This is a genomic window from Pseudomonas sp. RAC1 (genome assembly GCF_030658255.1).
In the GTDB taxonomy this organism is placed as follows: domain Bacteria; phylum Pseudomonadota; class Gammaproteobacteria; order Pseudomonadales; family Pseudomonadaceae; genus Aquipseudomonas; species Aquipseudomonas boreofloridensis.
Genome location: NZ_JAUTXS020000038.1, coordinates 277,347 through 300,531, shown reverse-complemented (window position 1 = coordinate 300,531; position 23,185 = coordinate 277,347). Strand labels below are relative to the sequence as shown.

Sequence of the window (23,185 nt, the reverse complement as noted above, 5' to 3'; positions counted from 1 at the left end):
TGATGATGAGCAAGCAGATTCCCGTACACGATGTCACCCCGCCTGCAACCGGAAAGGATTCCGTCGACCTGTATGCCTCCCGAGAAAAGATCTACACCCGCGCTTTCACCGGACTGTTCCGCCGCTTGCGGATGGTCGGTGGTGCCGTGCTGTTCCTGCTGTACTTCGGCACTGTCTGGCTGAACTGGGGCGGCCACCAGGCCGTCTGGTGGAACCTGCCCGAGCGCAAGTTCTACATCTTCGGCGCCACCATCTGGCCGCAAGACTTCATTCTGCTGTCGGGCATCCTGATCGTGGCCGCGTTCGGCCTGTTCTTCATCACCGTGTACGCTGGCCGGGTCTGGTGCGGCTACACCTGCCCGCAAAGCGTGTGGACCTGGATCTTCATGTGGTGCGAGAAGGTCACCGAGGGTGATCGCAACCAGCGCATGAAGCTGGACAAGGCGCCGATGAGCGGCAACAAGTTCCTGCGCAAGCTGGCCAAGCACAGCCTGTGGCTGCTGATCGGCTTCGTCACCGGACTGACCTTCGTCGGCTACTTCGCACCGATCCGCGAACTGGTGGTGGACTTCTTCAGCGGCCAGGCCGATGGCTGGGCCTACTTCTGGGTAGGCTTCTTCACCCTGGCCACCTACGGCAATGCCGGCTGGCTGCGCGAGCAGGTGTGCGTGTACATGTGCCCCTATGCGCGTTTCCAGAGCGTGATGTTCGACAAGGACACCCTGATCGTCTCCTACGACCCGCGCCGCGGCGAAACCCGAGGCCCACGCAAGAAAGGCGCGGACTACCAGGCCAAAGGCCTGGGCGACTGCATCGACTGCACCCTGTGCGTGCAGGTCTGCCCGACCGGCATCGACATCCGTGACGGCCTGCAGATCGAATGCATCGGCTGCGCGGCCTGCATCGATGCCTGCGATGGCGTGATGGACAAGATGAACTACCCGCGTGGACTGGTCAGCTACACCACCGAGCACAACCTCTCAGGGCAGAAGACCCACCTGATACGCCCGCGCCTGATCGGCTACGCCGTGGTGCTGCTGGTGATGATCGGCGCCCTGGCCACCGCCTTCGCCACCCGTTCGCTGGTCGGCTTCGACGTGAGCAAGGACAGGGTGCTGTACCGCGAGAACGCCCAGGGGCAGATCGAGAACGTGTACAGCCTGAAGGTGATGAACAAGGACCAGCACGACCACGTCTACGTGCTCGACGCCAGCGGCCTGCCAGGCCTGCAGCTGTCCGGCCAGCGCGAACTGCGGGTGGCCGCCGGCGATATCGTCAGCTTGCCGGTGCAACTGTCCATCGCGCCCGAGCAATTGCCGTCGACCACCAACGACATCACCTTCATCCTCAAGGATGCCGATGACAGCGGCACCCAGGTTGAAGCCAAAAGCCGTTTCATCGGCCCCCAGATCCGCTGAAAGAGAGACCCTGCGCCATGACCGCCACCGCCACCAGCCCCTGGTACAAGCACCTCTGGCCCTGGATCATCATCGGCATCCTGACCACCTCGGTGTGCCTGAGCCTGACCATGGTCAGCATTGCCGTGCGCAATCCGGACAACCTGGTGAACGACAACTACTACGAGGCCGGCAAAGGCATCAACCGGTCGCTGGACCGCGAAATGCTGGCCCAGGCCCTGAACCTGCGTGCCAGCGTGCACCTGGACGAGCTGACCGGCGAGGTGGAACTGCACCTGAGTGGCGACAGCGCACCGCAGCGTCTGGAGCTGAACCTGATCTCGCCGACCCAGCCGGATAGGGACCGCAAGGTCAAGCTGCTGCGCGTGGAGGGCGGGCGCTATGTCGGCCAGCTCGACGACAAGGTCGAAGGCCGGCGCTTCGTCGAGCTGCTCGGCAGCGAGCAAGATCAGGTGTGGCGCTTGTTCGAGGAGGAGAAGGTCGAGCACGGGGTCGCCTTGCTACTGGGCGACGAAGCGCTGCAAGGGGCCGAGCACCAGCCATGATCCCAGGCCACAAGAACTTCGCCCGATGAGCCAACCCATCCCCTGCTACCACTGCGCGCTGCCCGTCCCCGCCGGCAGCCGCTTCAGCGCCGTGGTACTGGGCCAGGCCCGGCCGTTCTGCTGCCCTGGCTGCCAAGCGGTGGCCGAGGCCATCGTCGCTGGCGGCCTGGAGCATTACTACCAGCACCGCAGCGACAGCAGCGCCAACCCGCAGACCCTGCCCAGGCAATTGCAGGACGAACTGGCGCTGTACGACCGCGCCGACGTGCAGCAGGGCTTCGTCCATCGTCAGGGCGCGCTGGCCGAAGCCACCCTGATGATCGAAGGCATCAGTTGCGCAGCCTGCGGCTGGTTGATCGAGAAGCACCTGCGCAACCTCGAGGGCGTGGGCGAGGCGCGCCTGAACCTGTCCAACCATCGCCTGCACGTCAGTTGGGATGACCAGCGACTGCCGCTGTCGCGGCTGCTCGGCGAACTGCGTGGCATCGGCTACGCCGCCCATCCCTACCAACCCGACCAGGCCGCCGAGCGCCTGGCCCAGGAAAACCGCACGGCGCTGCGGCGACTGGGCGTGGCGGGGCTGTTGTGGTTCCAGGCGATGATGGCGACCATGGCCACCTGGCCGGAATTCAACATCGACCTGTCGCCGGAGCTGCACACCATCCTGCGCTGGGTCGCGCTGTTTCTGACCACGCCCATCGTGTTCTACAGCTGCGCGCCCTTCTTCAAAGGCGCTGCCCGCGACCTGCGCACCGGGCATCTGACCATGGATCTGTCGGTATCGCTGGCCATCGCCCTGGCCTACGGCGCCGGGATCTGGACCGCGATCACCGGCCGGGGCGAGTTGTACTTCGACACGGTCGGCATGTTCGCCCTGTTCCTGCTCAGCGGGCGCTACCTCGAACGGCGCGCCCGTGAACGCACGGCAGCGGCCACCGCGCAGTTGGTCAACCTGTTGCCAGCCTCGTGCCTGCGTCTGGACCCTCAGGGCCAGGCGCAACGCGTGCTGCTGTCCGAACTGGCCTGTGGCGAGCGCGTGCAGGTGCTGCCCGGCGCGGTGATTCCGGCTGACGGCCGCATCGTGGACGGGCGCTCCAGCGTCGACGAATCGCTGCTCACCGGCGAGTACCTGCCACAGGCGCGGCAGGCCGGCGAACGCGTCACCGGCGGCACCCTGAACGTGGAAAGCACGCTGGTGGTGGAGGTCGAAGCCCTTGGCCAGGCTTCACGGCTGTCGGCCATCGTGCGCCTGCTCGAGCGCGCCCAGTCGGAAAAGCCGCGCCTGGCACAGATCGCCGACCGCGCCTCGCAGTGGTTCCTGCTGTTCAGCCTGCTGGCGGCGCTGGGCATCGGCCTGTGGTGGTGGCACCTGGACGCCGACCGGGCGTTCTGGATCGTCCTGGCGATGCTGGTCGCCACCTGCCCCTGCGCCCTCTCGCTGGCCACCCCGACAGCGCTCACCACAGCCACCGGCACCCTGCACACGCTTGGCCTGCTGGTCACCCGTGGGCATGTGCTCGAAGGCTTGAACCAGATCGACATGGTGGTGTTCGACAAGACCGGTACCTTGACCGAGGGGCGACTGACGCTGCGCAGCATCCGCCCGCTGGGCCAGTTGACGGCGCAGCGCTGCCTGGCCCTGGCCGCGGCCCTGGAAAACCGCTCCGAACACCCCATTGCCCGCGCCTTCGGGGTCAGCGCCGAGCCGGCCGAGCAGGTGCAGGCGATGCCGGGGCTGGGCCTGGAGGGCCAGGTTGGCCAGCAACGCCTGCGCATCGGTCAGGCGACGTTCGTCTGTGCCCTGAGCGGCGCTGAGGTGCCGCCGGTGCCGGAGCTTCGCGGGCAATGGCTGCTGCTCGGTGACCGGCAGGGGCCACTGGCCTGGTTCGGCCTCGACGATCGCCTGCGCGATGATGCCGAGATCTTGCTCGCGGCGTGCAAGGCGCGGGGTTGGCACACGCTGCTGCTGTCTGGCGACACGTCGCCGATGGTCGATGAAGTGGCGACGCAACTGGGGATCGACCAGGCCATCGGTGGCCTGCGCCCGGACGATAAGCTGGCGCGGGTCAAGGCGCTGCAGGCGCAGGGGCGCAAGGTGCTGATGCTCGGCGACGGCGTCAACGACGTGCCGGTGCTGGCGGCGGCCGATATCAGTATCGCCATGGGCTCGGCCACCGACCTGGCCAAGACCAGCGCCGATGCGGTGCTGCTGTCCAACCGTCTGCAAGCCCTGGCGCAAGCCTTCGACCTGGCCCGACGCACGCGGCGCAATATCCTCGAGAACCTGCTGTGGGCGACGCTGTACAATGGCCTGATGCTGCCCTTCGCGGCGCTCGGCTGGATCACCCCGGTCTGGGCGGCAGTCGGTATGTCATTGAGTTCGTTGATCGTGGTGCTCAATGCGTTGCGCCTGACCCGGCTGCCGGCGCCGAGCGAAGGTCGAGGCCGGCCCGATCCCGTCACCGCCTGCGCCGAGGCCTGACCGTGTGCACCTGCGTACCCTGAGGACTTTTGCATGCCCGCCCTGTACATCATGATCCCTGCCGCGCTACTCCTGGTCGGCGTGGCGCTGTACGTGTTCTTCTGGGCCGTGGACAGCGGCCAGTACGACGACCTCGAAGGGCCTGCCCACAGCATCCTGTTCGACGATCAAGACCCGCGCCACCAGGCAGCGATCAAGCACGACGCCGGCGCCCCCGACGCCACCGACCAGGACACCTCCCCCCGTGCCTGAACTGCTGCCTGCGCTCGTCTCGGCACTGGTACTGGGCCTGCTCGGCGGCGGCCATTGCCTGGGCATGTGCGGCGGCCTGATGGGCGCGCTGACCCTGGCTATCCCGCCTGAACAACGCGCACGTCGCCTGCGTCTGTTGATCGCCTACAACCTGGGACGCGTGCTCAGCTACGCAGTCGCCGGGCTGTTGCTGGGCCTGGCCGGCTGGGCCTTGGCCGGCAGCCCGGCGGTGCAGATGCTGCGGGTTGTGGCAGCCCTGTTGCTGATGGCCATGGGCCTGTACCTGGCAGGCTGGTGGAGCGGACTGACACGCATCGAGGCGCTGGGGCGCGGGCTGTGGCGATACCTGCAGCCCATCGCTTCGCGCCTGCTGCCGGTGTCCAGCCTGCCCCGCGCGTTACTGCTCGGCGCGCTCTGGGGCTGGCTGCCGTGCGGGCTGGTCTACAGCACCCTGCTGTGGGCAGCGAGCCAGGGTAACGCGGTGCACAGCGCACTGCTGATGCTCGCCTTCGGTGTCGGCACCTGGCCGGTCTTGCTGGTCACGGGCCTGGCAGCCGAGCGTGTCACCGCCGTGCTGCGCCGACGCCACGTGCGCATGGCGGGCGGTATGCTGGTGATGCTGTTCGGCCTTTGGACCTTACCGGGGCCGCATCAGCATTGGTTGATGGGGCATTGAAGAGCGAGCGGCAAGCTTTGAGCGGCAAGCGGCAAGGAAGAGCGGATTGCGTGCACTGCACTGAGGTGGCGTGATCACTGTCGATAGCTGCAGAAGTTGTGGGCGGGTTTTGCCAAGGAGTGCTTTATGAGAAAAACAATCAGACTTGCTGATCCGGACGATATCGAGGCGATTTTTGATATACGGACCCGGGTTCGGGAAAACCATCTGTCCTATGACCAACTGGTAGAGATGGGTATCACCCCCGATGCCATACGACAATCCATCGAAGACGCGCCGTGCGCTTGGATCGCTGAGGTCGATGGCGTTGCGGCGGGGTTCTGCATGGTGGATGCCGAGGAGGGTTGCGTGTTCGCGGCGTTCGTTCTTCCGGCATTCGAGGGACTTGGAGTGGGGCGCAGCCTGATGAACCAGGCCGAGGCTCATCTGTTTCAACACCATCGGACGATCTGGCTTGAAACTGCTGAAGCCAGCCGCGCTAGCGGCTTCTATCGACATCTGGGCTGGCAAGCCGTGGAACAGTTACCTGAGGGGGATGTTCGCTTCGAAAAGCGTCTGACGTGAGCCTACTGCGCGGGGCATGAGGCAGGCGTGCCCCCCCCGACGGCAACATGAAAGGGCGTTCGCGCCTGGCACCGCGCTTGATGCAGGTCAAGGCTGATTCCTACAGACAATTCTAGACTCCGGACACTGCCGCTCTATTCGGGGACTGCCCACATGCTCGACGAACTCCACTGGGACCCCGACCTGATCCGTCGTTACGATCTGGCCGGGCCGCGCTATACCTCCTACCCGACTGCCGTGCAATTGCACGCCGAAGTGGGCTCGTTCGACCTGCTGCATGCCCTGCGCGAAAGCCGCCGGGCCGTGCGTCCGCTGTCGCTGTACCTGCACGTGCCGTTCTGCGCCAACATTTGCTATTACTGCGCCTGCAACAAGGTCATCACCAAGGACCGCGCCCGCGCGGCGCCCTACCTGCAACGCCTGGAGCAGGAGATCCAACTGATCGCCTGCCACCTGGACCCGCGTCAGCGCGTGGAACAGTTGCACTTCGGAGGCGGTACGCCGACCTTCCTCAGCCATGTAGAGCTGCGCCAGTTGATGGCCACCTTGCGCCAGCACTTCAACCTGCTGGACGACGATTCGGGCGACTACGGCATCGAACTCGACCCCCGCGAAGCCGACTGGTCAACCATGGGTCTGCTCCGCGAACTGGGCTTCAACCGCGTCAGCCTGGGCGTGCAGGACCTGGACCCGGCCGTGCAGCGTGCCATCAACCGCCTGCAGAGCCTGGAGCAGACCCGCACCTTGGTGGAGGCCGCACGCACCCTGCAATTCCGCTCAGTGAACCTGGACCTGATCTACGGCCTGCCGAAGCAAACACCAGATGGTTTCGCCCGCACCGTCGAGGAAGTCATCCGCCTGCAGCCAGATCGCCTCTCGGTGTTCAACTATGCCCACCTGCCCGAGCGCTTCATGCCGCAACGGCGCATCGACGCCAATGAACTGCCAGCCGCCGCGGTCAAGCTGGAGATGCTGCACAACACCATCGAGCAGTTGACCGCCGCCGGCTACCGCTACATCGGCATGGACCACTTCGCCCTGCCCGACGACGAACTGGCCATCGCCCAGGAGGAAGGCACGCTGCAGCGCAACTTCCAGGGCTATACCACCCACGGTCATTGCGACCTGGTCGGCCTGGGCGTATCGGCCATCAGCCAGATCGGCGACCTGTACTGCCAGAACAGCAGCGACCTGAACACCTACCAGGACGCCCTGTCCAGCGCGCAGTTGGCGACCCAACGCGGACTGCTGTGCAACCAGGACGACCGTCTGCGCCGGGCCGTGATCCAACAACTGATCTGCCACTTCGAGCTGGACTTCGAGCCGATCGAGCAGGCTTTCACCATCGATTTCCGTGGCTATTTCAAAGCGCTCTGGCCGCAGTTGCAGGCGATGCAGCGCGACGGTCTGATCACCCTCGATGCCCGCGGTATCCGCGTACTGCCGGCCGGACGCCTGCTGGTGCGATCGGTGTGCATGGTCTTCGATGCTTACTTGGCCCTACAGAATCGTCAGCGTTTTTCCCGCGTAATTTAGGAGTTTCATACGCCTCAGCGAGACGATGGGCCGCATGGACAGCCCAACTTGTGAGGCACACCATGGACGGTAGAGGGTGCGCACGCCTATCCGCGTGCGCCATCCAGCAGACGCACCAAAGAAGTGCAGGCTGGCCTCCAGACCACCCGTAGGTTACCCTTACGGCTTATGTGTGCTTTTCCACAAGGATCGAAAGAAATGTCCGAGCCAGTCAAACTGCGCCCCCACGGTCAGGCCCATTGCAAGGATTGCAGCCTGGCCCCCCTGTGCCTGCCCCTGTCACTCAATCTTGAAGACATGGACGCACTGGACGAGATCGTCAAGCGCGGCCGTCCTCTGAAAAAGGGCGAGTTCCTGTTCCGCCAGGGTGACAATTTCGGCTCGGTCTATGCGGTACGCTCCGGCGCCCTGAAAACCTTCAGCTTGAGCGATGCCGGCGAAGAGCAGATCACCGGCTTCCACCTGCCCAGCGAACTGGTCGGGTTGTCCGGCATGGACACCGAAGCCTACCCGGTGTCGGCGCAAGCGCAGGAGACGACCTCGGTCTGCGAAATCCCCTTCGAGCGCCTGGACGAGCTGTCGGTGCAGTTGCCGCAGTTGCGTCGCCAGCTCATGCGCGTGATGAGCCGTGAAATCCGCGACGACCAACAGATGATGCTGCTGCTGTCGAAGAAAACCGCCGACGAGCGCATCGCCACCTTCCTGGTCAACCTGTCCGCGCGCTTCCGCGCCCGTGGCTATTCGGCCAATCAGTTCCGCCTGAGCATGTCGCGTAACGAGATCGGCAACTACCTGGGCCTGGCCGTGGAAACCGTGTCGCGGGTGTTCACCCGCTTCCAGCAGAACGGCCTGCTCAAGGCCGAGGGTAAAGAGGTGCACATCCTCGACCCGATCCAGCTGTGCGCCCTGGCCGGTGGTGCGATGGACGCCTGAGCGCGGCGCCAGGGTATACTGACGCCACGTTTTTCCAGGATACCCGCCCCATGCCTAGCGACACCTTCGACCTCAAAGCCCTGATCCGCCCGGTAGTGGACTTCCCGAAACCGGGCGTGATCTTCCGTGACATCACCCCGCTGTTCCAGTCGCCACGCGGGCTGCGCTACGTTGCCGACCAGTTCATCGAGCGCTACGTCGAAGCTGACTTCAGCCACATCGGCGCGATGGACGCGCGTGGCTTCCTGATCGGCTCGATCATCGCCCACCAATTGAACAAGCCGCTGATCCTGTTCCGCAAGCAAGGCAAGTTGCCTGCCGATGTGCTCTCCGAAGGCTATCAGACCGAGTACGGCGAAGCTTTCCTCGAAGTGCATGCCGACAGCCTGTGCGATGGCGACTCGGTGCTGATCTTCGATGACTTGATCGCCACCGGCGGCACCCTGCTGGCGGCGGTCAACCTGGTGCGGCGCACCGGCGCCAAGGTGTTCGAGGCGGCGGCGATCATCGACCTGCCGGAGCTGGAAGGCTCGCGGCGCCTGCAGGCGGCCGGCGTGCCGACCTTCTGCCTGACCGAGTTCTCCCTCTCCGAATACTGAGCCGCGCAGGGCTCAAGCCTGTCGGCGGAACACCAGCGCCTTGAGCCCGCCCTGCGGGTCGGCGTCGGGAAACTCCGGCGGGTTCTCCAGGCGCTCGACGAACCTCAGCTCGGGCGCCTGTTCGGCCATGCCCTCAATGAGAAACTCCGGGCCAATGGCCGGATCGTTGACGCACGCCAGCACGCAGCCGCCCTCCTCCAGCAATTCCGGGAGACGGCGCAGGATCTTGGCGTAATCCTGGGTCAGCACGAAGCTGCCGCGCTGGAACGTCGGCGGATCGATGATGATCAGGTCGTACGGCCCGTACTTGCGCACCTTGCCCCACGACTTGAACAGTTCGTGCCCCAGATACGCCACCCGCGAGGCGTCGTGGCCGTTGAGCCGATGATTCTCCCGCCCGCGCGACAAGGCGGCCTTGGCCATGTCCAGGTTGACCACCTGCTGCGCGCCCCCGGCAATGGCCGCCACCGAAAAGCCGCAGGTGTAGGCGAACAGGTTGAGCACCCGCTTGCCTGCCGCCTGCTCACGTACCCAGCGGCGGCCGTAGCGCATGTCGAGAAACAAGCCATTGTTCTGCCGCACACCCAGATCGAGCAGGTAGCTCAGGCCGTCTTCGACCACTGCGCGTTGCTGGCAAGGCTCGCCCAAAAGCCACTGCCCGGGACTGTCGGGCAGGTAGCGGTGCTGCAGCAGGATGGCCTGGCCGGTCCACTGCGGGCGTTCGGCCAAGCGACGCAACATCGATTCGAGCTCGGTCAACTGGCCGTCTGGTAGCTCCCGGAACAGGGCGACCAACAGCACGCCCTGCAGCCAGTCAACGGTGATCTGCTCAAGGCCTGGCCAGCAGCGACCGCGGCCGTGGAACAGCCGGCGGGTTTCGCTAGGCGCAGCGTCGAGGGAAGTGAGCAGATGCTGCTCCAGCGTATGGATTGGAGAGGTCATGAGGCGTCGTGGTAGGCAAAACCGACATTCTAACGGTTTTCCTGACTGGACTCCGTCAGCATTGTGCAGCGATCACACTGTAGACAGTTAATCGAGAAAATATGAAAACTGATCGCAGTTATTGTGCACAAATCTGTCACCTCAAGTGCCATTTTTGTGTGCACTCGTTACTTCACTGCACTATCAGGTGACATCTTTCGGTAGATAAATCTGACTCATAGATCAGGTTATGGCGCTAGCGGACTTGAACACACCACCGAGAATTTGAATTTAATCCAATAAAATCAATAGATTAAAAATCTATCGAACACTTACTTGCCTGCGTCTTCTAGAAAACCTGTCCTCACTGGCATGGAACTGGCTTGAGTGGTCATATGTTTTGTATACAACTTAAGCAAGACATAAACACACAAGAACCGCAGCGCTTGCCCAGCAAGCCGTTTGCGCCCAGAACCCAGTGATGCCATGGCTGCACCGACGCGCTGGCGAGCTTTCGCCGCCTCGCAGCCCCTCGCGCATCAGGAGCCTCCGGAATGAGTAGCAGCCTCGACCTTGCCCCTGAACTTTCCGTAGCCAGCACCCAGCCCACCACCACCCCGCTCGACACCCCCGCCAGCCCGTGCGAACTCAGCCCGCGCCTGCACAATCGCGACCTGGCGCCCACTCGCCTCGAGGGCCGTCGCTGGGGCGGCTACAGCATCTTCGCGTTGTGGACCAACGACGTGCACAACATCGCCAACTACTCCTTCGCCATGGGCCTGTTCGCGCTCGGCCTGGGTGGCTGGCAGATTCTCGTGTCGCTGGCCATCGGCGCAGCGCTGGTGTACTTCTTCATGAACCTGTCCGGCTACATGGGCCAGAAGACCGGGGTTCCCTTTCCGGTGATGAGCCGCATCGCCTTCGGCATCCATGGCGCACAAATTCCCGCTTTGATTCGTGCCGTCATCGCCATCGCCTGGTTCGGCATCCAGACCTACCTCGCCTCGGTGGTGCTACGCGTGCTGCTGACTGCCGTCTGGCCGCAGCTCGCCGCCTACGACCACGACAGCCTCCTGGGCCTGTCGAGCCTGGGCTGGCTCTGCTTCGTGGCGATCTGGCTGGTGCAACTGGTGATCCTCGCCTACGGCATGGAGATGGTGCGCCGCTACGAAGGCTTCGCAGGTCCGGTGATCCTGCTCACCGTGGCCAGCCTGGCCGCGTGGATGTTCTTCAAGAACGATGCGCGCATCGCCTGGTCGGTGAGCGATCCGCTGACCGGCTACGAGATGTGGCGCAACATCTTCGCCGGCGGCGCGCTGTGGCTGGCGATCTACGGCACCCTGGTGCTCAACTTCTGCGACTTCGCGCGCTCCTCGCCCTGCCGCAAGACCATCCGCGTCGGCAACTTCTGGGGCCTGCCGGTGAACATTCTGGTGTTCGCGATGATCACCGTGGTGCTGTGCGGTGCGCAGTTCCAGATCAACGGCCAGGTGATCGACAGCCCGACGCAGATCGTCGCGACCATTCCCAGCACCCCCTTCCTGGTACTGGGCTGTCTGGCCTTCCTGATCGTCACCGTGGCGGTGAACATCATGGCCAACTTCGTCGCCCCCGCCTTCGTGCTCAGCAACCTGGCGCCACGCCACCTGAATTTCCGCCGCGCCGGGTTGATCAGCGCCACCGTGGCCGTGCTGATCCTGCCGTGGAACCTGTACAACAGCCCGCTGGTGATCGTGTACTTCCTGTCCGGCCTGGGCGCCCTGCTCGGTCCGCTGTACGGCGTGATCATGTCCGACTACTGGCTGCTGCGAAAAGGCCGGGTCAACGTGCCGGAGCTGTACAGCGAACACCCAAGCGGCGCCTACCATTACTCGCGCGGTATCAACCTGCGGGCGCTCGCGGCGTTCATCCCAGCAGCACTGCTGGCGATCGTGCTCGCCCTGGTACCGCACTTCCACAGCGTGGCGCCGTTCTCCTGGCTGATCGGCGCCGCCACCGCCGCGACCCTGTACCTGTTGATCGCGCCGCGCAATCGCCAATACTTCGACGTCAGCGGCGAAGCCATCGCCGTCGACCACAGCAGTCACTGATCAAGGAAAGTCGTTAATGCGTATTTTGATCGCCAACGTCAACACCACCGAAGCCATCACCGAGGCCATCGCCGAACAGGCGCGCAGCGTGGCCGCGCCGGGGACCGAAATCGTCGGCCTGACGCCCTGGTTCGGCGCCGAATCGGTGGAAGGCAATTTCGAAAGCTACCTGGCCGCCATCGCCGTCATGGACCGGGTGCTGGCCTATGACCAGCCCTATGACGCAGTCATTCAAGCTGGCTATGGCGAGCACGGCCGCGAAGGTCTGCAGGAGTTGCTGAACGTGCCGGTGGTGGACATCACCGATGCAGCGGCCAGCACGGCGATGTACCTGGGCCATGCCTATTCGGTGGTCACCACCCTGGACCGCACCGTGCCGCTGATCGAGGATCGCCTGAAGTTGTCCGGCCTGTACGATCGCTGCGCCTCGGTGCGGGCCAGCGGCATGGCGGTACTGGAGCTGGAGGCCGACCCGCAGCGCGCGGTGCAGGCCATCGTCGAGCAGGCCGAGCGCGCCGTGTGTGAGGACAAGGCCGAGGTGATCTGCCTGGGCTGCGGCGGCATGGCCGGGCTGGATGAGCAGATCCGTCAGCGGACCGGCGTACCTGTGGTCGATGGCGTCAGCGCAGCGGTGACCATCGCTGAGTCGCTGGTGCGGCTGGGCTTGAGTACGTCGAAGGTGCGCACCTATGCCACGCCGCGGACCAAGAAGGTGGTGGGCTGGCCTTTGCGCCTGGGGCGCTGAAATCTGGTCTACGGACGATGGACGCAGGTGCCGTTCACCGGCGTCTCCACACGCGACAACGGCTCAATCTTTCGACAGGTATCGATTGCTGCGCATCATCAGCAAACAGCCAAGCGCAATGGCCGTCGATTTCCACAGCGCTATTTCCACGCCAAACACTGTCCAGACGTCGAGAAACAGGCTGTACACACCGCTGGCGAAAAGAACGAAACCCGTCCACCGACGCCATGGCGGAGCCAAAAACCTGTCGAAAGCGCAGCCCACCAGAACCATCAAGGCGATCTGCAAGGGGCTATCGTAGGTCACGGCTAGCCTCCTCAGTCAACCGTCGGTGACGACGAAGCATCAGGCAGATACCCATCATCAAGCCCCAGGACTTCCACATGTACAGATCGATGCCGTGATAGAACCACGCTTGGTGAAACAACAGCGTGAAAAGACTGGAGGCAAAGAGAATCGACCCAATTGTTGTTCGCCACGCTGGTTCGGCGATCAAGCGATCCAGGACCAGCGTGGTGACGATCATCAGCCCTATCTGAAACGGATCCTGGTAGACATTCATGATCCATCGCTCAGGAAGAAACCGTCAGCCCTGACGGTGAACTCGATAACGTCGTAAGTGATCCCGCGGTGCCCCCTATACCGGTAGGCTCGGTCGATTTCCATACACCCTCTCGCTCCAGCCCCGGAAGCGGTCGTCCGGGGACTGATGGAAGGTGCCTGACCGTCGCGGGAAAACCAGCGAGCCTGAATCGACAAGCTGCGTCAGAAAGCTCCGAAAAACCTGGCGAAGGCGCCCTGGTGCCTCAGGTCGGGCAGACCATGGATCCGCCATCGAGCTCTTGGCGTACGTTACGGCTGAGCAGCGTGGCCTTGCCGTCGTGCCACGTGAGGGTGAGCACCTAGAGGGTGTCGAAATCGCCGCCGTCCCAGTCCTCGGTGATGACGCGCTTCTCGCCCAAGGCCTTGCCGGCCACGGCATTGATCAGGTCGGGCAGGTAGCCGTGCGACCAAGCGGTGTACACCGTGGCATTGCGGTACTTGGGGCGCAGCAGTTCATCGGCGAGGTCGTCGTAATCGTTGGCGTCGAAGTCGATATTGACCGGCAGCCCCAGGCGAATGGCGCTCGGGCTGATGGTCATGAGCGGGCGGATGTAGCTGAAGCGTCGATCCTCGCTGCCTTCCTCGACATGGCGGGTCGGATTGGCGGCGAACACGTAATCGGCATTGCCGAAGCGTTCCGGCAGCACCGTTGCCAGGTCGATGGCGCGGTTCAGGCCCTGGCAGTTCAATTGCCCAAGCCCCTCGCCAGGTTTTTCGGCATGGCGCAGGAAGACCAGGGTCTGCGTGCCGTCACCGCGCCTGTCGTCGCTGCGCACGGCCTCGAACGTGAGGGGTATCAACACCGCAGCGAGGGTCAGGCCGAGCAACAGGTGACGGCGTTTCAGGTAGTGCTTCCACTTCATGGCAGGACTCATTCGGCTAAGGACAAGAGGCCTCCCTGCCAGCACCCTCATGCCCGGCGGCGGTGACGAGCAACGGCCGCCCGATAGGGGTTAACATGCCGGCCCTCCGTGGCAGCAGCCATGTTGGACCCAGGATGTTGCCGAATTACGTCATCCAGGTAACAACAAGACATCATTCGTCGCGGGTCAGCACCTCGAGCAACTCGATGTCGAAGGTCAAGTCCGCGTGCGGCGGGATGCGGCCGACGCTGCGCTCGCCATAAGCCAGCGCCGCCGGCACCTGCAAGCGGCGCTTGCCGCCCACGCGCATGCCCATCAGGCCCTGGTCCCAGCCCTTGATCACCCGGCCGGTGCCGATCACGCACTGGAAGGGCTTGCCGCGCGACCAGGAGGAATCGAACTCGCTGCCGTCGGCCAGCCAACCGGTGTACTGGGTGGTGATCAGCGCGCCCTTGACCACGGCCTTGCCGTCGCCTGGGTGAAGATCGGTGATGTGCAGTTCCTGAGTCACAGGCTGGCCCTCTATGCCAAATTCGAAGGCCGACCTTTTCGCAGGAAAGCAGGGTTTTGACAAGCTCAGCTGTACATCGCCTGGATCTGCTCGCCGGTCAGTTGCTGGGTCTGATTGGAGAAGCAGTACCAGGACGGACGCTCATCGGCATAGACCTGCAGGCTGAATTGCCAATCTTGCGCCCCCTGCAGCATGCCCACCGGGAAGAAGTACTCGTCCTTGCCAGTCAGCCGGTAGAACAGGTGAGTGCCACACTGGCCACAGAACCCACGCTCGGCCCATTCCGACGACCGATAGACCGCAGGTGCCGCGCCTTCGAAGACCGGCGCCTGGCTGCCATGGGCCACCAGCATGGGGCCACCGCCCCAGGTGCGGCACATGCTGCAGTGGCAGGCACTGACGTCAGGGTTGTCGAGGGTGGCGGTGAAGTGGATCGCGCCGCACAAGCAGGCGCCTTGCCGGGAGAAAGACATGAAAGCGATGCTCCGTGTCGAGGGGAACGCGAAGTATAGCGGTGATCGTCTCGCTGCTTGGTCGACCCAGATCAAGCAGCCGCAGCGATCACCGCCGTGCGTTTCAGATGAATACCGTCCCGCGCAGATACAACGCGGCGCGACCGCTGATGATCACGCGCCCGTTGCCCGGCACCTCGCACTGCAACTGCCCCTTGCGCGACCCGCCCTGCTCGCAGTCGAGCACGCGCTTGCCCAGGCGCTCGGACCAGTAGGGCGCCAGGCTGGTGTGCGCGGAACCGGTCACCGGATCTTCATTGACGCCCACCCGTGGCCCGAACCAGCGCGTGACGAAATCCCAGTCTAGGCCCGGTGCCGTGACCGCGATACCGCGCACCTCGAAGGCCGACAACGCAGCGAAATCAGGCTGCAACGCCTCGAGCCGCGCAGCGTCGTCGATCACCACCACGAAATCGTCCGAGCGGTACAGCGCGCGGGCGCCGGGCAGCCCCAAGGCGGACAACAGGCCGTCGGGAATGTCCACGGGCTGCGGCTGCTTGGCCGGAAAATCCATGGCCAGCAGGCCATCGGCGCCGCGACTGACGCGCAGTTCGCCACTGCGGGTGTTGAAGCGCAGCACCTCGGCCTGCTCGCCCAGTTGCTCGAACAGCACCCAGGCCGTAGCCAGCGTGGCATGGCCGCACAGATCGACCTCCACGGCGGGGGTGAACCAGCGCAGGTCGAAGGCTTCGCCATTGCGCACGAAATAGGCGGTTTCCGAGAGGTTGTTTTCCTCGGCGATACGTTGCAGCAGGTCGTCCGCGAGCCAAGCGTCGAGCGGGATCACGGCCGCCGGGTTACCACCGAAGGGTTCGGCCGAAAAGGCATCGACCTGAAAAATCTCGAGTTGCATGCACACACTCCTTGTCGGCCCACAGTGCGCGGGCGGGATCGAACGATAGGCTTACAGGGTCACCGGCGTCAGCACCGGCTCGCCGGCGAAGAACGCCTGCAAGTTGCGCAGTACCAGCGCGACGGTATCGCGCGCCGCTTCCGGCGACTGGCCGGCCACATGCGGGGTCAACACGGTGTTGGAGAGGGCCTTGAGGGCCTCCGGCACGGCGGGCTCGTCGTCGAACACATCCAGCGCCGCCCCGGCGATGCTGCCCGCGCGCAACGCCTGCACCAACGCCTCGGTGTCGACCACGCTGGCACGGGCGATGTTCACCAGATAGCCCTGGCTGCCCAACGCCGCGAGCACCGACGCATCGACCAGATGCCGGGTGCCCGGGCCACCGGGCGTGGCGATCACCAGGATGTCGACCGCCTCGGCCAGCCGCTGCGGACTGTCGTACCAGGTGTAGGGCTGCTCACGACGCGGCGTGCGGCTGTGATAGCTCACGCTCATGGCGAAACCCTGCTCAGCGCGTTGAGCGATGGCTTGACCAATGGCGCCAAGACCGATGATGCCCAGGCGCTTGCCGCTCACCGAGGGGCTGATCACCCGGTTCCATTCGCCACGCCGGGTGCTGGCGTCGGCCTGGGGAATGCCGCGCAGCAGGGCCAGCAGCAAGGCCATGGCATGATCGGCCACGGGCCCGGCATTGGCGCCTGCGCCGTTGGTAACGGTAATGCCGCGGGCTTTGGCAGCGGCCAGGTCCACCTGCTCGTAGCCGGCGCCGATCACACAGATGATCTGCAGGTGGGTCAGGGTATGGATTTCAGCGGCGGTCAGGCCCAGCGGACCGCGCGTGAGGACGGCGTCGATGTCGGCGGCATGCCGCGCGATGGCCTCGGCGCGCGACTGCGGCGTCTTGGCGTGGATCAGCCGGTAGCCGGCGTTTTCGAGCAACGGCAGATAGTCATCGACGGTTTCCACCAGCACCAGAACAGTCTTGCTCATGCCACCCTCCGCTTCGGTTTGGAGGGCGATTATGCCAGCTTGCGCGCAGGCTGTTCACCTGGCGATGCCGGGGCTGCGGCGCCCCGGCCTGAGGTGCATCACTGCCCGAACGCGCGCCCCAACCCGCCCGGCACGCCGCTGGCATCGGTGCTTTGCCACGGCCCGTTGGGGCTCAGCGACCAGCTCCAGCCTTGGTCGTAGCGATAGTAAGTGCGCTGGCGGTAGAAGGTGTTGGGCTGCTTGTCGAGCACGTACACCCCCAGCTTGGGATCCCAATGGCTGGCGCCACCGGGCGGCGGCGCGAAACTGGCGGAAGTGCGTGGCAGCGGCTTGGGAATGCCGCTGGGCGCGCTCGCCGGTGCAGCAGGCTTGCCGCCAGGCAGCGGCTTGACCACAGGCCCCTGAGGCGGCGTCTCCAGCGGCGGCAACGGCTCACGCTCGGCCGGCTGATGCCCGGTACAGGCGGACAGTCCCAGCGCCAGGGTAATCAGGGTCAAGCGTACGCAGCGGTTCATGGCGGGCTCTCTTATCGGTCAGGTCGGTCGATGGTCACGTGCTGCAGGGGCTGACCTTGGTTGGCCAGCGGCGCGCTCTGGCCGATCCACTCTCCCTGGGTCGGCTGGCCGCTACGCGACACGCGCGCAACCAGTTCGACTTCCTTGAAATCCGACAGTTTCATCTGCGGCATCATCGCGTCGGCATCGGTCAAGCGCACCTCGATGGGCAACTGCGCCACCGTGACCCGCTTGGCCGCCAACGGCATGGGTGGACCTGTGCGAGCACGGGCGAAGATGAACACCGTGTCGTCCGGCCGCACCTTGTCCTTGAGCGCCGCCGCCAGCGCCACCCGCACGCTCAGGCCTGCCGCCGGCTGCGGCTTGACACCGCTGTCCTTGAGTTTGTCCGCCGCGCGGTCGATACCGCCTTGCAGCGCCGCACGCGAGGCGTCGCCTTCGGGCAGTTGCGCCAGCAGGCGCTGCCAGTAATCGATCGCCTCCTGATAACGCTCGCCCTCGAATGCGGCGATACCGCGCAAGCCCAGGCTGGTGACCTCGTTCGGGTCGGCCTTGAGCGCCTCGTCGGTGAGTTGCTGCAGGGGCGCGCTCCAGTGCTTGTCGGCGGCGAAATACTGGGCCTGGGCCCACTGCCCGAGCAACTCCGGCTGGCGCCCGGCCAAGGCTACGGCGCGCTCGAAAGCGCGCGCAGCGTCAGCGGGACGCTGCTCGGCCATGTAGGCACGGCCCAGGAAGTACAGGCCTTCGGCCGAATCCGGCTGGGCCTGCACGGCCCGCTCCAGGCGCGTGGTCATCTCCTGCACCGACTGCGGCGCCTGGGCGAATTCGCGGGTCAGCTCGACTGTGTCGGCGGCGCCGAAATGCAGGTACAGCCCCAGGGCCAGCACCGGTACCAGCACCGCCGCCAGCAGCGGCACGGTGCGCCCCAGATGGACCTGGCGCGGCGCTTCGGCGCCCTCGGTATCGGCCAGCAGTTCGCGGGCCGCCTCATCGCGTCCGCGCGCCAGTTGCTCGGCGTCGAGCACACCGGCCTGCTGCTGGGTGGTCAGCTCGGCGATGCGTTCCTGGTACAGGGCGACATTGAGCGCGGTACGGTCTTGTTCGGCCTGCTGCTGGCGACGGCCACGCAGGATTGGGATCAGCAGGAACGCCAGGGCCGCCAGCAGCAGCAGGCCCGCACTCAGCCAGAATTCAGTCATGGGTGTGTTCTTTATTCAGCAATTGGGCAAGACGGTGTCGTTCGTCCACGGAGAGCTCGGTGCCTGCCGCCGTTGCCGGCCTGCGCCGGCGGCGCACGATCACCGCGATCACCACCAGGCCGCCAGTCAGCAACAGGCCCGGGCCGAACCACAGCAGCCAGGTGCGCGCCGTCAGCGCTGGCTTGTAGCGCACGAAATCGCCATAGCGATCGACCATGAAGTCGATGATCTGCCGATTGCTCTGGCCCTCGCCCAGCATGCGGTAGATCTCGCGACGCAGGTCGGCCGCGATGGGCGCGTTGGAGTCGGCGATGTCCTGGTTCTGGCACTTGGGGCAGCGCAGTTCCTTGGTCAACTGCTGATAACGCTCGCGCTCGACCTCGTCGCGGAACTGGTAGGTGTCGATGGCGGCCCTGGCCATGCCGGCCAGGCTCAGGCCCAACACCGCAGCGGCGAACCAGCGCTTCATGGCTGGGCCTCGTCGACCAGCGCCTGGTACAGCGGCGCCAGTTGCTCGCGCCAGACCTGGGCATCGACCACACCCACGTGCTTGTAGCGGATGATGCCTTCGGCATCGATCAAGAAGGTTTCCGGTGCGCCATACACGCCCAGGTCCAGGCCCAACGTGCCCTGTTCGTCACGGATATCGAGCTGGTAAGGGTTGTGGAACTCGGCCAACCATTTGAGCGCTGCCGCGTTGTCGTCCTTGTAGTTGATGCCGTGGATCACCACGCCCTGCCCGGCCAACTGATTCAGATACGGGTGCTCGACCTTGCATGACGGGCACCAGGTGCCCCAGACGTTGACCAGGGCCGGACGGCCAAGCAGGTCGGCCTGGGTCAAGGTCCGCCCGTCCTGCACGCTTTGCAGCGAGAAGGCCGGGAACGGCTTGCCGATCATCGCCGAAGGCAACTCGTCGGGCTTGAGAAACAGCCCCTTGTACAGAAAGACCGCCAGCAGCAGGAAGACTGCCAAGGGCACTACCATGATCCAACGCTTCATGCCGTCGCTCCAGACAGGCCCAGTGTGTCGCGCACCCGCGCCACGACCTTGACCCGATAACGCCGATCGCACGCCGCCAGCAACCCGCCCAGCGCGGTCAGCAACCCGCCCAGCCAGATCCAGCGCACATAGGGTTTGATGTGCAGCCGCACCGCCCAGGCGCCGTTTTCCAACGGTTCACCGAGGGCGACGTAGAGGTCGCGGGTGAAGCCGGCGTCGATACCGGCCTCGGTCATCATCGACTGCTGCACGGTGTACAGGCGTTTCTCCGGGTGCAGCACACTCACCTCACGGCCCTGGCGCGACACGCGCAAGGTGCCCTTGTCGGAAATGAAGTTCGGCCCCTCGAAGTGCTTGGCGCCTTCGAAGAGGAAGTGATAGCCGCCCAGCTCGACGCTCTCGCCCGGCGCCATGCGCAGGTCGCGCTCGGCGCTGTTGTTGCTCGACAGCACCACGCCCAGGGCGCACACCACCAGCCCCAGGTGCGCCAGGTGCATGGCCCAATAGCTGCGCGGCAGCGCCCGCACGCCGTTGGCCAGGCCCTTGTGGCGGGTCTTGTCGAGGATGTCGCGCACGCCCCCGAGCACCACCCACGCAGCCAGGGCGAAGACGCTCAGCGCCGGCCAGTCGAAGTCGTCGACGATCAGCCCGGCCACTGGCGCCAGGATGGCGCTGCCGATCAGCACCGGCGTCAGCAGGCTGGCCAGCCAGCGTCCGGGCGTGTCTTTCCAGCGCACCAGCACACCTACCGTCAGCAGCCCCAGCAACAGCGCCATGAGCGGCACGAACAGCGCATCGAAGTACGGCGGGCCGACCGACAGCTTGGCGCCCGTCAGGGCATCGAGGACCAGCGGATACAAAGTGCCGAGCAGAATCATCGAGGCGGCCACCACCAGCACCAGGTTGTTGGCCAGCAGCAGCGTCTCGCGCGACCACAGACCGAAGCCCACCTGGCTCTTGACCACCGGCGCGCGCAAAGCGAACAGCGTCAGCGAACCGCCGACCACGAACAGCAGGAAGATCAGGATGAACACGCCGCGCGCCGGGTCGGCGGCGAAGGCGTGCACCGAGGTCAGCACCCCGGAGCGGACCAGGAAGGTGCCCAGCAGGCTCAGCGAAAACGCGGCGATGGCCAGCAGCACCGTCCAGCTCTTGAACACCCCACGTTTTTCCGTCACCGCCAGCGAGTGGATCAGCGCCGTGCCCACCAGCCAGGGCATGAACGAAGCGTTCTCCACCGGATCCCAGAACCACCAGCCGCCCCAGCCCAGTTCGTAGTAGGCCCACCACGAACCCAGGGCGATGCCGATGCCGAGGAAGGCCCAGGCCACCAGGGTCCAGGGCCGCGACCAGCGCGCCCAGGCCGCGTCCAGGCGGCCGCCGAACAAGGCGGCGATGGCGAAGGCGAAGGCCACCGAGAAGCCGACATAACCCATGTACAGCATCGGCGGATGGACGATCAAACCAAAGTCCTGCAGCAGCGGGTTGAGGTCGCGGCCGTTGGTCGGCACCTGCGGCAGCAGGCGGGCGAAGGGGTTGGAGGTGATGATCAGGAACGACAGAAAGCCCACACTGATCATGCCCATCACCGCCAGCACCCGGGCCAGCATCACCTGCGGCAACTGGCGCGAGAACACCGACACCGCGAAAGTCCAGGCGCCAAGGATGAGCGCCCACAACAGCAACGAGCCTTCGTGGGCGCCCCACACGGCGCTGAACTTGTAGTACCACGGCAGCGCCGTGTTGGAGTTGTGGGCCACATAGGCGACCGAGAAGTTGTCGGTCATGAAGGCATGGGTCAGGCAGGCGAAGGCGAACACCAGGAAGGCGAACTGCCCCCAGGCGGCCGGACGCGCCAGGCTCATCCACAGCCGGTCGCCACGCCAGGCGCCGAGCAGCGGCACGCTGGCCTGCACCGCCGCCAGGCAGATGGCCAGGATCATCGCCAACTGCCCCAGTTCCGGAATCACCAGCGCCGCGTTCATGGCCGGGCCTCGCCGCTGGCGGCAGTCTTGCCGCTGTCCTTGAGGGCTTTGGTGACTTCCGGCGGCATGTACTTCTCATCGTGCTTGGCCAGCACTTCGTCGGCCACCACCACGCCGTCGGCGTTGAGCTTGCCCAGGGCGACGATGCCCTGCCCTTCGCGGAACAGGTCCGGGAGAATGCCCCGGTAGGTGATGGGGACCGACTTGTTGAAGTCGGTGACCACGAAGCGCACGTCCAGCGAATCGGCCGAGCGCTTCACCGAGCCCTGCTCGACCATGCCGCCAGCGCGAATGCGTGTGTCCAGCGGCGCCTCGCCATTGGCGATCTGGGTCGGGGTGTAGAACAGGTTGATGTTCTGCTGCAACGCGCTGAGGGCCAGACCCAGGGCGACGGCCACGCCGACCAGCAGGGCGAGGATGAGCAACAGGCGTTTCTTGCGCTGCGGATTCACTGGTGGTTCTCCCGGCGCAGACGACGCGCTTCTTCTTGCAGATAGCGGCGGCGCGCCAGCACCGGCACGGCGACGTTGATGGCCAGCACGACCAGGCAGAGGCCATAGGCCGACCAGACGTAGAGCCCATGATGGCCCATGGCGAGGAAATCGGCGAAGGAGGCGAAACTCATCGTGCGGCCTCCCGACCCAGGCTGCCGAGCACCTGCTCGCGGACCCACTGGGTGCGCGCTTCGCGGCGCAGCACTTCAAGACGCATGCGCAGCAGCAGCACGGCACCGAAGAAGCAATAGAAGCCCAGCACCGTCAGCAGCAGCGGCAGCCACATCTCGGCGGGCATGGCCGGTCGTTCGGTGAGGGTGAAGGTGGCGCCCTGGTGCAGGGTGTTCCACCACTCGACCGAGTACTTGATGATCGGAATGTTGACCACGCCGACGATGGCCAACACGGCGCAGGCCTTGGCGGCGCTGTCGCGGTTACCGATGGCCTGGCCCAGGGCGATGATGCCGAAATACAGGAACAGCAGGATCAGCATCGAGGTCAGGCGGGCGTCCCACACCCACCAACTGCCCCAGGTCGGCTTGCCCCAGATGGCGCCGGTGACCAGGGCCAAGGCGGTCATCCAGGCGCCGATGGGGGCCGCGCACTGCAGGGCGACGTCGGCCAGTTTCATCTTCCACACCAGCCCCACCACGCCTGCCACTGCCAGCAGCACGTAGCAGGACTGCGCCAGCATGGCTGCCGGCACGTGGATATAGATGATGCGGAAGCTGTTGCCCTGCTGGTAGTCCGCCGGGGCGAAGGCCAGGCCCCAGGCGATGCCTGCCAGCAACAGCAGCACCGCCGCGACGCTCAGCCAGGGCAGCAGGCGGCCACTGAGGCTGTAGAACCATTTTGGCGAGCCCAGCTTGTGGAACCATGTCCAGCTCATTTTCATCA

26 protein-coding genes and 1 pseudogene are annotated in these 23,185 nt (G+C 65.1%); 11 read left to right on the top strand and 16 right to left on the bottom strand.

Annotated features, from left to right (window positions below):
- The first annotated feature begins 5 nt into the window (after positions 1 to 5).
- The 9 genes from ccoG (at position 6) to Q7C30_RS18745 (ending at position 9,005) form a co-directional block, all read left to right on the top strand.
- Positions 6 to 1,418: a cytochrome c oxidase accessory protein CcoG gene (ccoG, locus tag Q7C30_RS18785; protein WP_029615020.1), complete on the top strand. Its 1,413-nt coding sequence runs from the start codon at positions 6 to 8 to the stop codon at positions 1,416 to 1,418.
- Positions 1,419 to 1,435: 17 nt separating this feature from the next.
- A complete protein-coding gene (locus Q7C30_RS18780; RefSeq protein ID WP_029615019.1) occupies positions 1,436 to 1,963 on the top strand; it encodes a FixH family protein in 528 nt (175 codons plus the stop codon).
- A gap of 25 nt (positions 1,964 to 1,988) precedes the next feature.
- A complete protein-coding gene (locus tag Q7C30_RS18775; protein ID WP_317872363.1) occupies positions 1,989 to 4,445 on the top strand; it encodes a heavy metal translocating P-type ATPase in 2,457 nt (818 codons plus the stop codon).
- A gap of 33 nt (positions 4,446 to 4,478) precedes the next feature.
- Complete coding sequence (gene ccoS, locus Q7C30_RS18770) at positions 4,479 to 4,697, top strand: cbb3-type cytochrome oxidase assembly protein CcoS (RefSeq protein ID WP_317872362.1); 219 nt, start codon at positions 4,479 to 4,481, stop codon at positions 4,695 to 4,697.
- Complete coding sequence (locus Q7C30_RS18765; RefSeq protein ID WP_317872361.1) at positions 4,690 to 5,373, top strand: sulfite exporter TauE/SafE family protein; 684 nt, start codon at positions 4,690 to 4,692, stop codon at positions 5,371 to 5,373. The genes ccoS and Q7C30_RS18765 overlap by 8 nt, the downstream gene beginning before the upstream one ends.
- A gap of 126 nt (positions 5,374 to 5,499) precedes the next feature.
- Complete coding sequence (locus tag Q7C30_RS18760) at positions 5,500 to 5,937, top strand: GNAT family N-acetyltransferase (protein ID WP_317872360.1); 438 nt, start codon at positions 5,500 to 5,502, stop codon at positions 5,935 to 5,937.
- A gap of 153 nt (positions 5,938 to 6,090) precedes the next feature.
- The gene (hemN, locus tag Q7C30_RS18755) at positions 6,091 to 7,473 is read left to right on the top strand and encodes an oxygen-independent coproporphyrinogen III oxidase (RefSeq protein WP_317872359.1); all 1,383 of its coding nucleotides are present in this window, start codon (positions 6,091 to 6,093) and stop codon (positions 7,471 to 7,473) included.
- 198 nt (positions 7,474 to 7,671) lie between these two features.
- Positions 7,672 to 8,406: a Crp/Fnr family transcriptional regulator FnrA gene (fnrA, locus tag Q7C30_RS18750; protein ID WP_029614986.1), complete on the top strand. Its 735-nt coding sequence runs from the start codon at positions 7,672 to 7,674 to the stop codon at positions 8,404 to 8,406.
- 50 nt (positions 8,407 to 8,456) lie between these two features.
- Complete coding sequence (locus tag Q7C30_RS18745) at positions 8,457 to 9,005, top strand: adenine phosphoribosyltransferase (RefSeq protein ID WP_029614985.1); 549 nt, start codon at positions 8,457 to 8,459, stop codon at positions 9,003 to 9,005.
- Between the two features lie 12 nt (positions 9,006 to 9,017).
- Here Q7C30_RS18745 and Q7C30_RS18740 read toward each other — a convergent pair whose 3' ends face one another.
- The gene (locus Q7C30_RS18740) at positions 9,018 to 9,947 is read right to left on the bottom strand and encodes a class I SAM-dependent methyltransferase (protein ID WP_317872358.1); all 930 of its coding nucleotides are present in this window, start codon (positions 9,945 to 9,947) and stop codon (positions 9,018 to 9,020) included.
- A 533-nt stretch (positions 9,948 to 10,480) separates the two neighbouring features.
- Between Q7C30_RS18740 and Q7C30_RS18735 the strand changes: the two genes are divergently transcribed.
- Both Q7C30_RS18735 and Q7C30_RS18730 read left to right on the top strand, forming a co-directional pair.
- The gene (locus Q7C30_RS18735; protein ID WP_317872357.1) at positions 10,481 to 12,016 is read left to right on the top strand and encodes an NCS1 family nucleobase:cation symporter-1; all 1,536 of its coding nucleotides are present in this window, start codon (positions 10,481 to 10,483) and stop codon (positions 12,014 to 12,016) included.
- Positions 12,017 to 12,032: 16 nt separating this feature from the next.
- Entirely contained in the window at positions 12,033 to 12,761 is a 729-nt protein-coding gene (locus Q7C30_RS18730; RefSeq protein ID WP_317872356.1) for an aspartate/glutamate racemase family protein, read from the top strand.
- 63 nt (positions 12,762 to 12,824) lie between these two features.
- Here Q7C30_RS18730 and Q7C30_RS18725 read toward each other — a convergent pair whose 3' ends face one another.
- From Q7C30_RS18725 to Q7C30_RS18655, 15 genes and pseudogenes are all read right to left on the bottom strand, one after another.
- Positions 12,825 to 13,067 (bottom strand): hypothetical protein, encoded by a 243-nt coding sequence (locus Q7C30_RS18725; RefSeq protein WP_039578855.1) that lies wholly within the window; start codon positions 13,065 to 13,067, stop codon positions 12,825 to 12,827.
- Complete coding sequence (locus Q7C30_RS18720; RefSeq protein WP_317872355.1) at positions 13,054 to 13,323, bottom strand: hypothetical protein; 270 nt, start codon at positions 13,321 to 13,323, stop codon at positions 13,054 to 13,056. The genes Q7C30_RS18725 and Q7C30_RS18720 overlap by 14 nt, the downstream gene beginning before the upstream one ends.
- A gap of 244 nt (positions 13,324 to 13,567) precedes the next feature.
- Positions 13,568 to 14,227: pseudogene (locus tag Q7C30_RS18715) on the bottom strand (histidine phosphatase family protein).
- 172 nt (positions 14,228 to 14,399) lie between these two features.
- Positions 14,400 to 14,738, bottom strand: coding sequence for an FKBP-type peptidyl-prolyl cis-trans isomerase (locus Q7C30_RS18710; RefSeq protein ID WP_295482234.1), 339 nt, complete (start codon positions 14,736 to 14,738; stop codon positions 14,400 to 14,402).
- 65 nt (positions 14,739 to 14,803) lie between these two features.
- Complete coding sequence (locus tag Q7C30_RS18705) at positions 14,804 to 15,211, bottom strand: GFA family protein (protein ID WP_029614978.1); 408 nt, start codon at positions 15,209 to 15,211, stop codon at positions 14,804 to 14,806.
- Positions 15,212 to 15,314: 103 nt separating this feature from the next.
- Entirely contained in the window at positions 15,315 to 16,103 is a 789-nt protein-coding gene (locus Q7C30_RS18700; RefSeq protein WP_317872354.1) for a PhzF family phenazine biosynthesis protein, read from the bottom strand.
- A 51-nt stretch (positions 16,104 to 16,154) separates the two neighbouring features.
- Positions 16,155 to 17,093 (bottom strand): 2-hydroxyacid dehydrogenase, encoded by a 939-nt coding sequence (locus tag Q7C30_RS18695; protein WP_039578872.1) that lies wholly within the window; start codon positions 17,091 to 17,093, stop codon positions 16,155 to 16,157.
- 98 nt (positions 17,094 to 17,191) lie between these two features.
- Positions 17,192 to 17,608, bottom strand: coding sequence for a hypothetical protein (locus Q7C30_RS18690; protein ID WP_029614976.1), 417 nt, complete (start codon positions 17,606 to 17,608; stop codon positions 17,192 to 17,194).
- A gap of 11 nt (positions 17,609 to 17,619) precedes the next feature.
- The gene (ccmI, locus tag Q7C30_RS18685) at positions 17,620 to 18,807 is read right to left on the bottom strand and encodes a c-type cytochrome biogenesis protein CcmI (RefSeq protein WP_317872353.1); all 1,188 of its coding nucleotides are present in this window, start codon (positions 18,805 to 18,807) and stop codon (positions 17,620 to 17,622) included.
- Positions 18,800 to 19,276 carry a cytochrome c-type biogenesis protein gene (locus tag Q7C30_RS18680; RefSeq protein WP_317872352.1) on the bottom strand — a complete coding sequence of 159 codons (477 nt, stop codon included), beginning with the start codon at positions 19,274 to 19,276 and terminating at the stop codon, positions 18,800 to 18,802. Before Q7C30_RS18680 ends, ccmI begins: the two co-directional genes overlap by 8 nt.
- The gene (locus tag Q7C30_RS18675; protein WP_029614974.1) at positions 19,273 to 19,809 is read right to left on the bottom strand and encodes a DsbE family thiol:disulfide interchange protein; all 537 of its coding nucleotides are present in this window, start codon (positions 19,807 to 19,809) and stop codon (positions 19,273 to 19,275) included. The genes Q7C30_RS18680 and Q7C30_RS18675 overlap by 4 nt, the downstream gene beginning before the upstream one ends.
- On the bottom strand, positions 19,806 to 21,779 hold the full coding sequence (locus tag Q7C30_RS18670; protein WP_317872565.1) for a heme lyase CcmF/NrfE family subunit: 1,974 nt from the start codon (positions 21,777 to 21,779) through the stop codon (positions 19,806 to 19,808). Before Q7C30_RS18670 ends, Q7C30_RS18675 begins: the two co-directional genes overlap by 4 nt.
- 11 nt (positions 21,780 to 21,790) lie before the next feature.
- On the bottom strand, positions 21,791 to 22,246 hold the full coding sequence (gene ccmE, locus Q7C30_RS18665; protein ID WP_029614973.1) for a cytochrome c maturation protein CcmE: 456 nt from the start codon (positions 22,244 to 22,246) through the stop codon (positions 21,791 to 21,793).
- Positions 22,243 to 22,419, bottom strand: a complete 177-nt coding sequence (gene ccmD, locus Q7C30_RS18660) for a heme exporter protein CcmD (RefSeq protein WP_029614972.1) — start codon at positions 22,417 to 22,419, stop codon at positions 22,243 to 22,245. The genes ccmE and ccmD overlap by 4 nt, the downstream gene beginning before the upstream one ends.
- Positions 22,416 to 23,183, bottom strand: a complete 768-nt coding sequence (locus tag Q7C30_RS18655) for a heme ABC transporter permease (protein WP_039578886.1) — start codon at positions 23,181 to 23,183, stop codon at positions 22,416 to 22,418. The genes ccmD and Q7C30_RS18655 overlap by 4 nt, the downstream gene beginning before the upstream one ends.
- Positions 23,184 to 23,185: the final 2 nt, after the last annotated feature.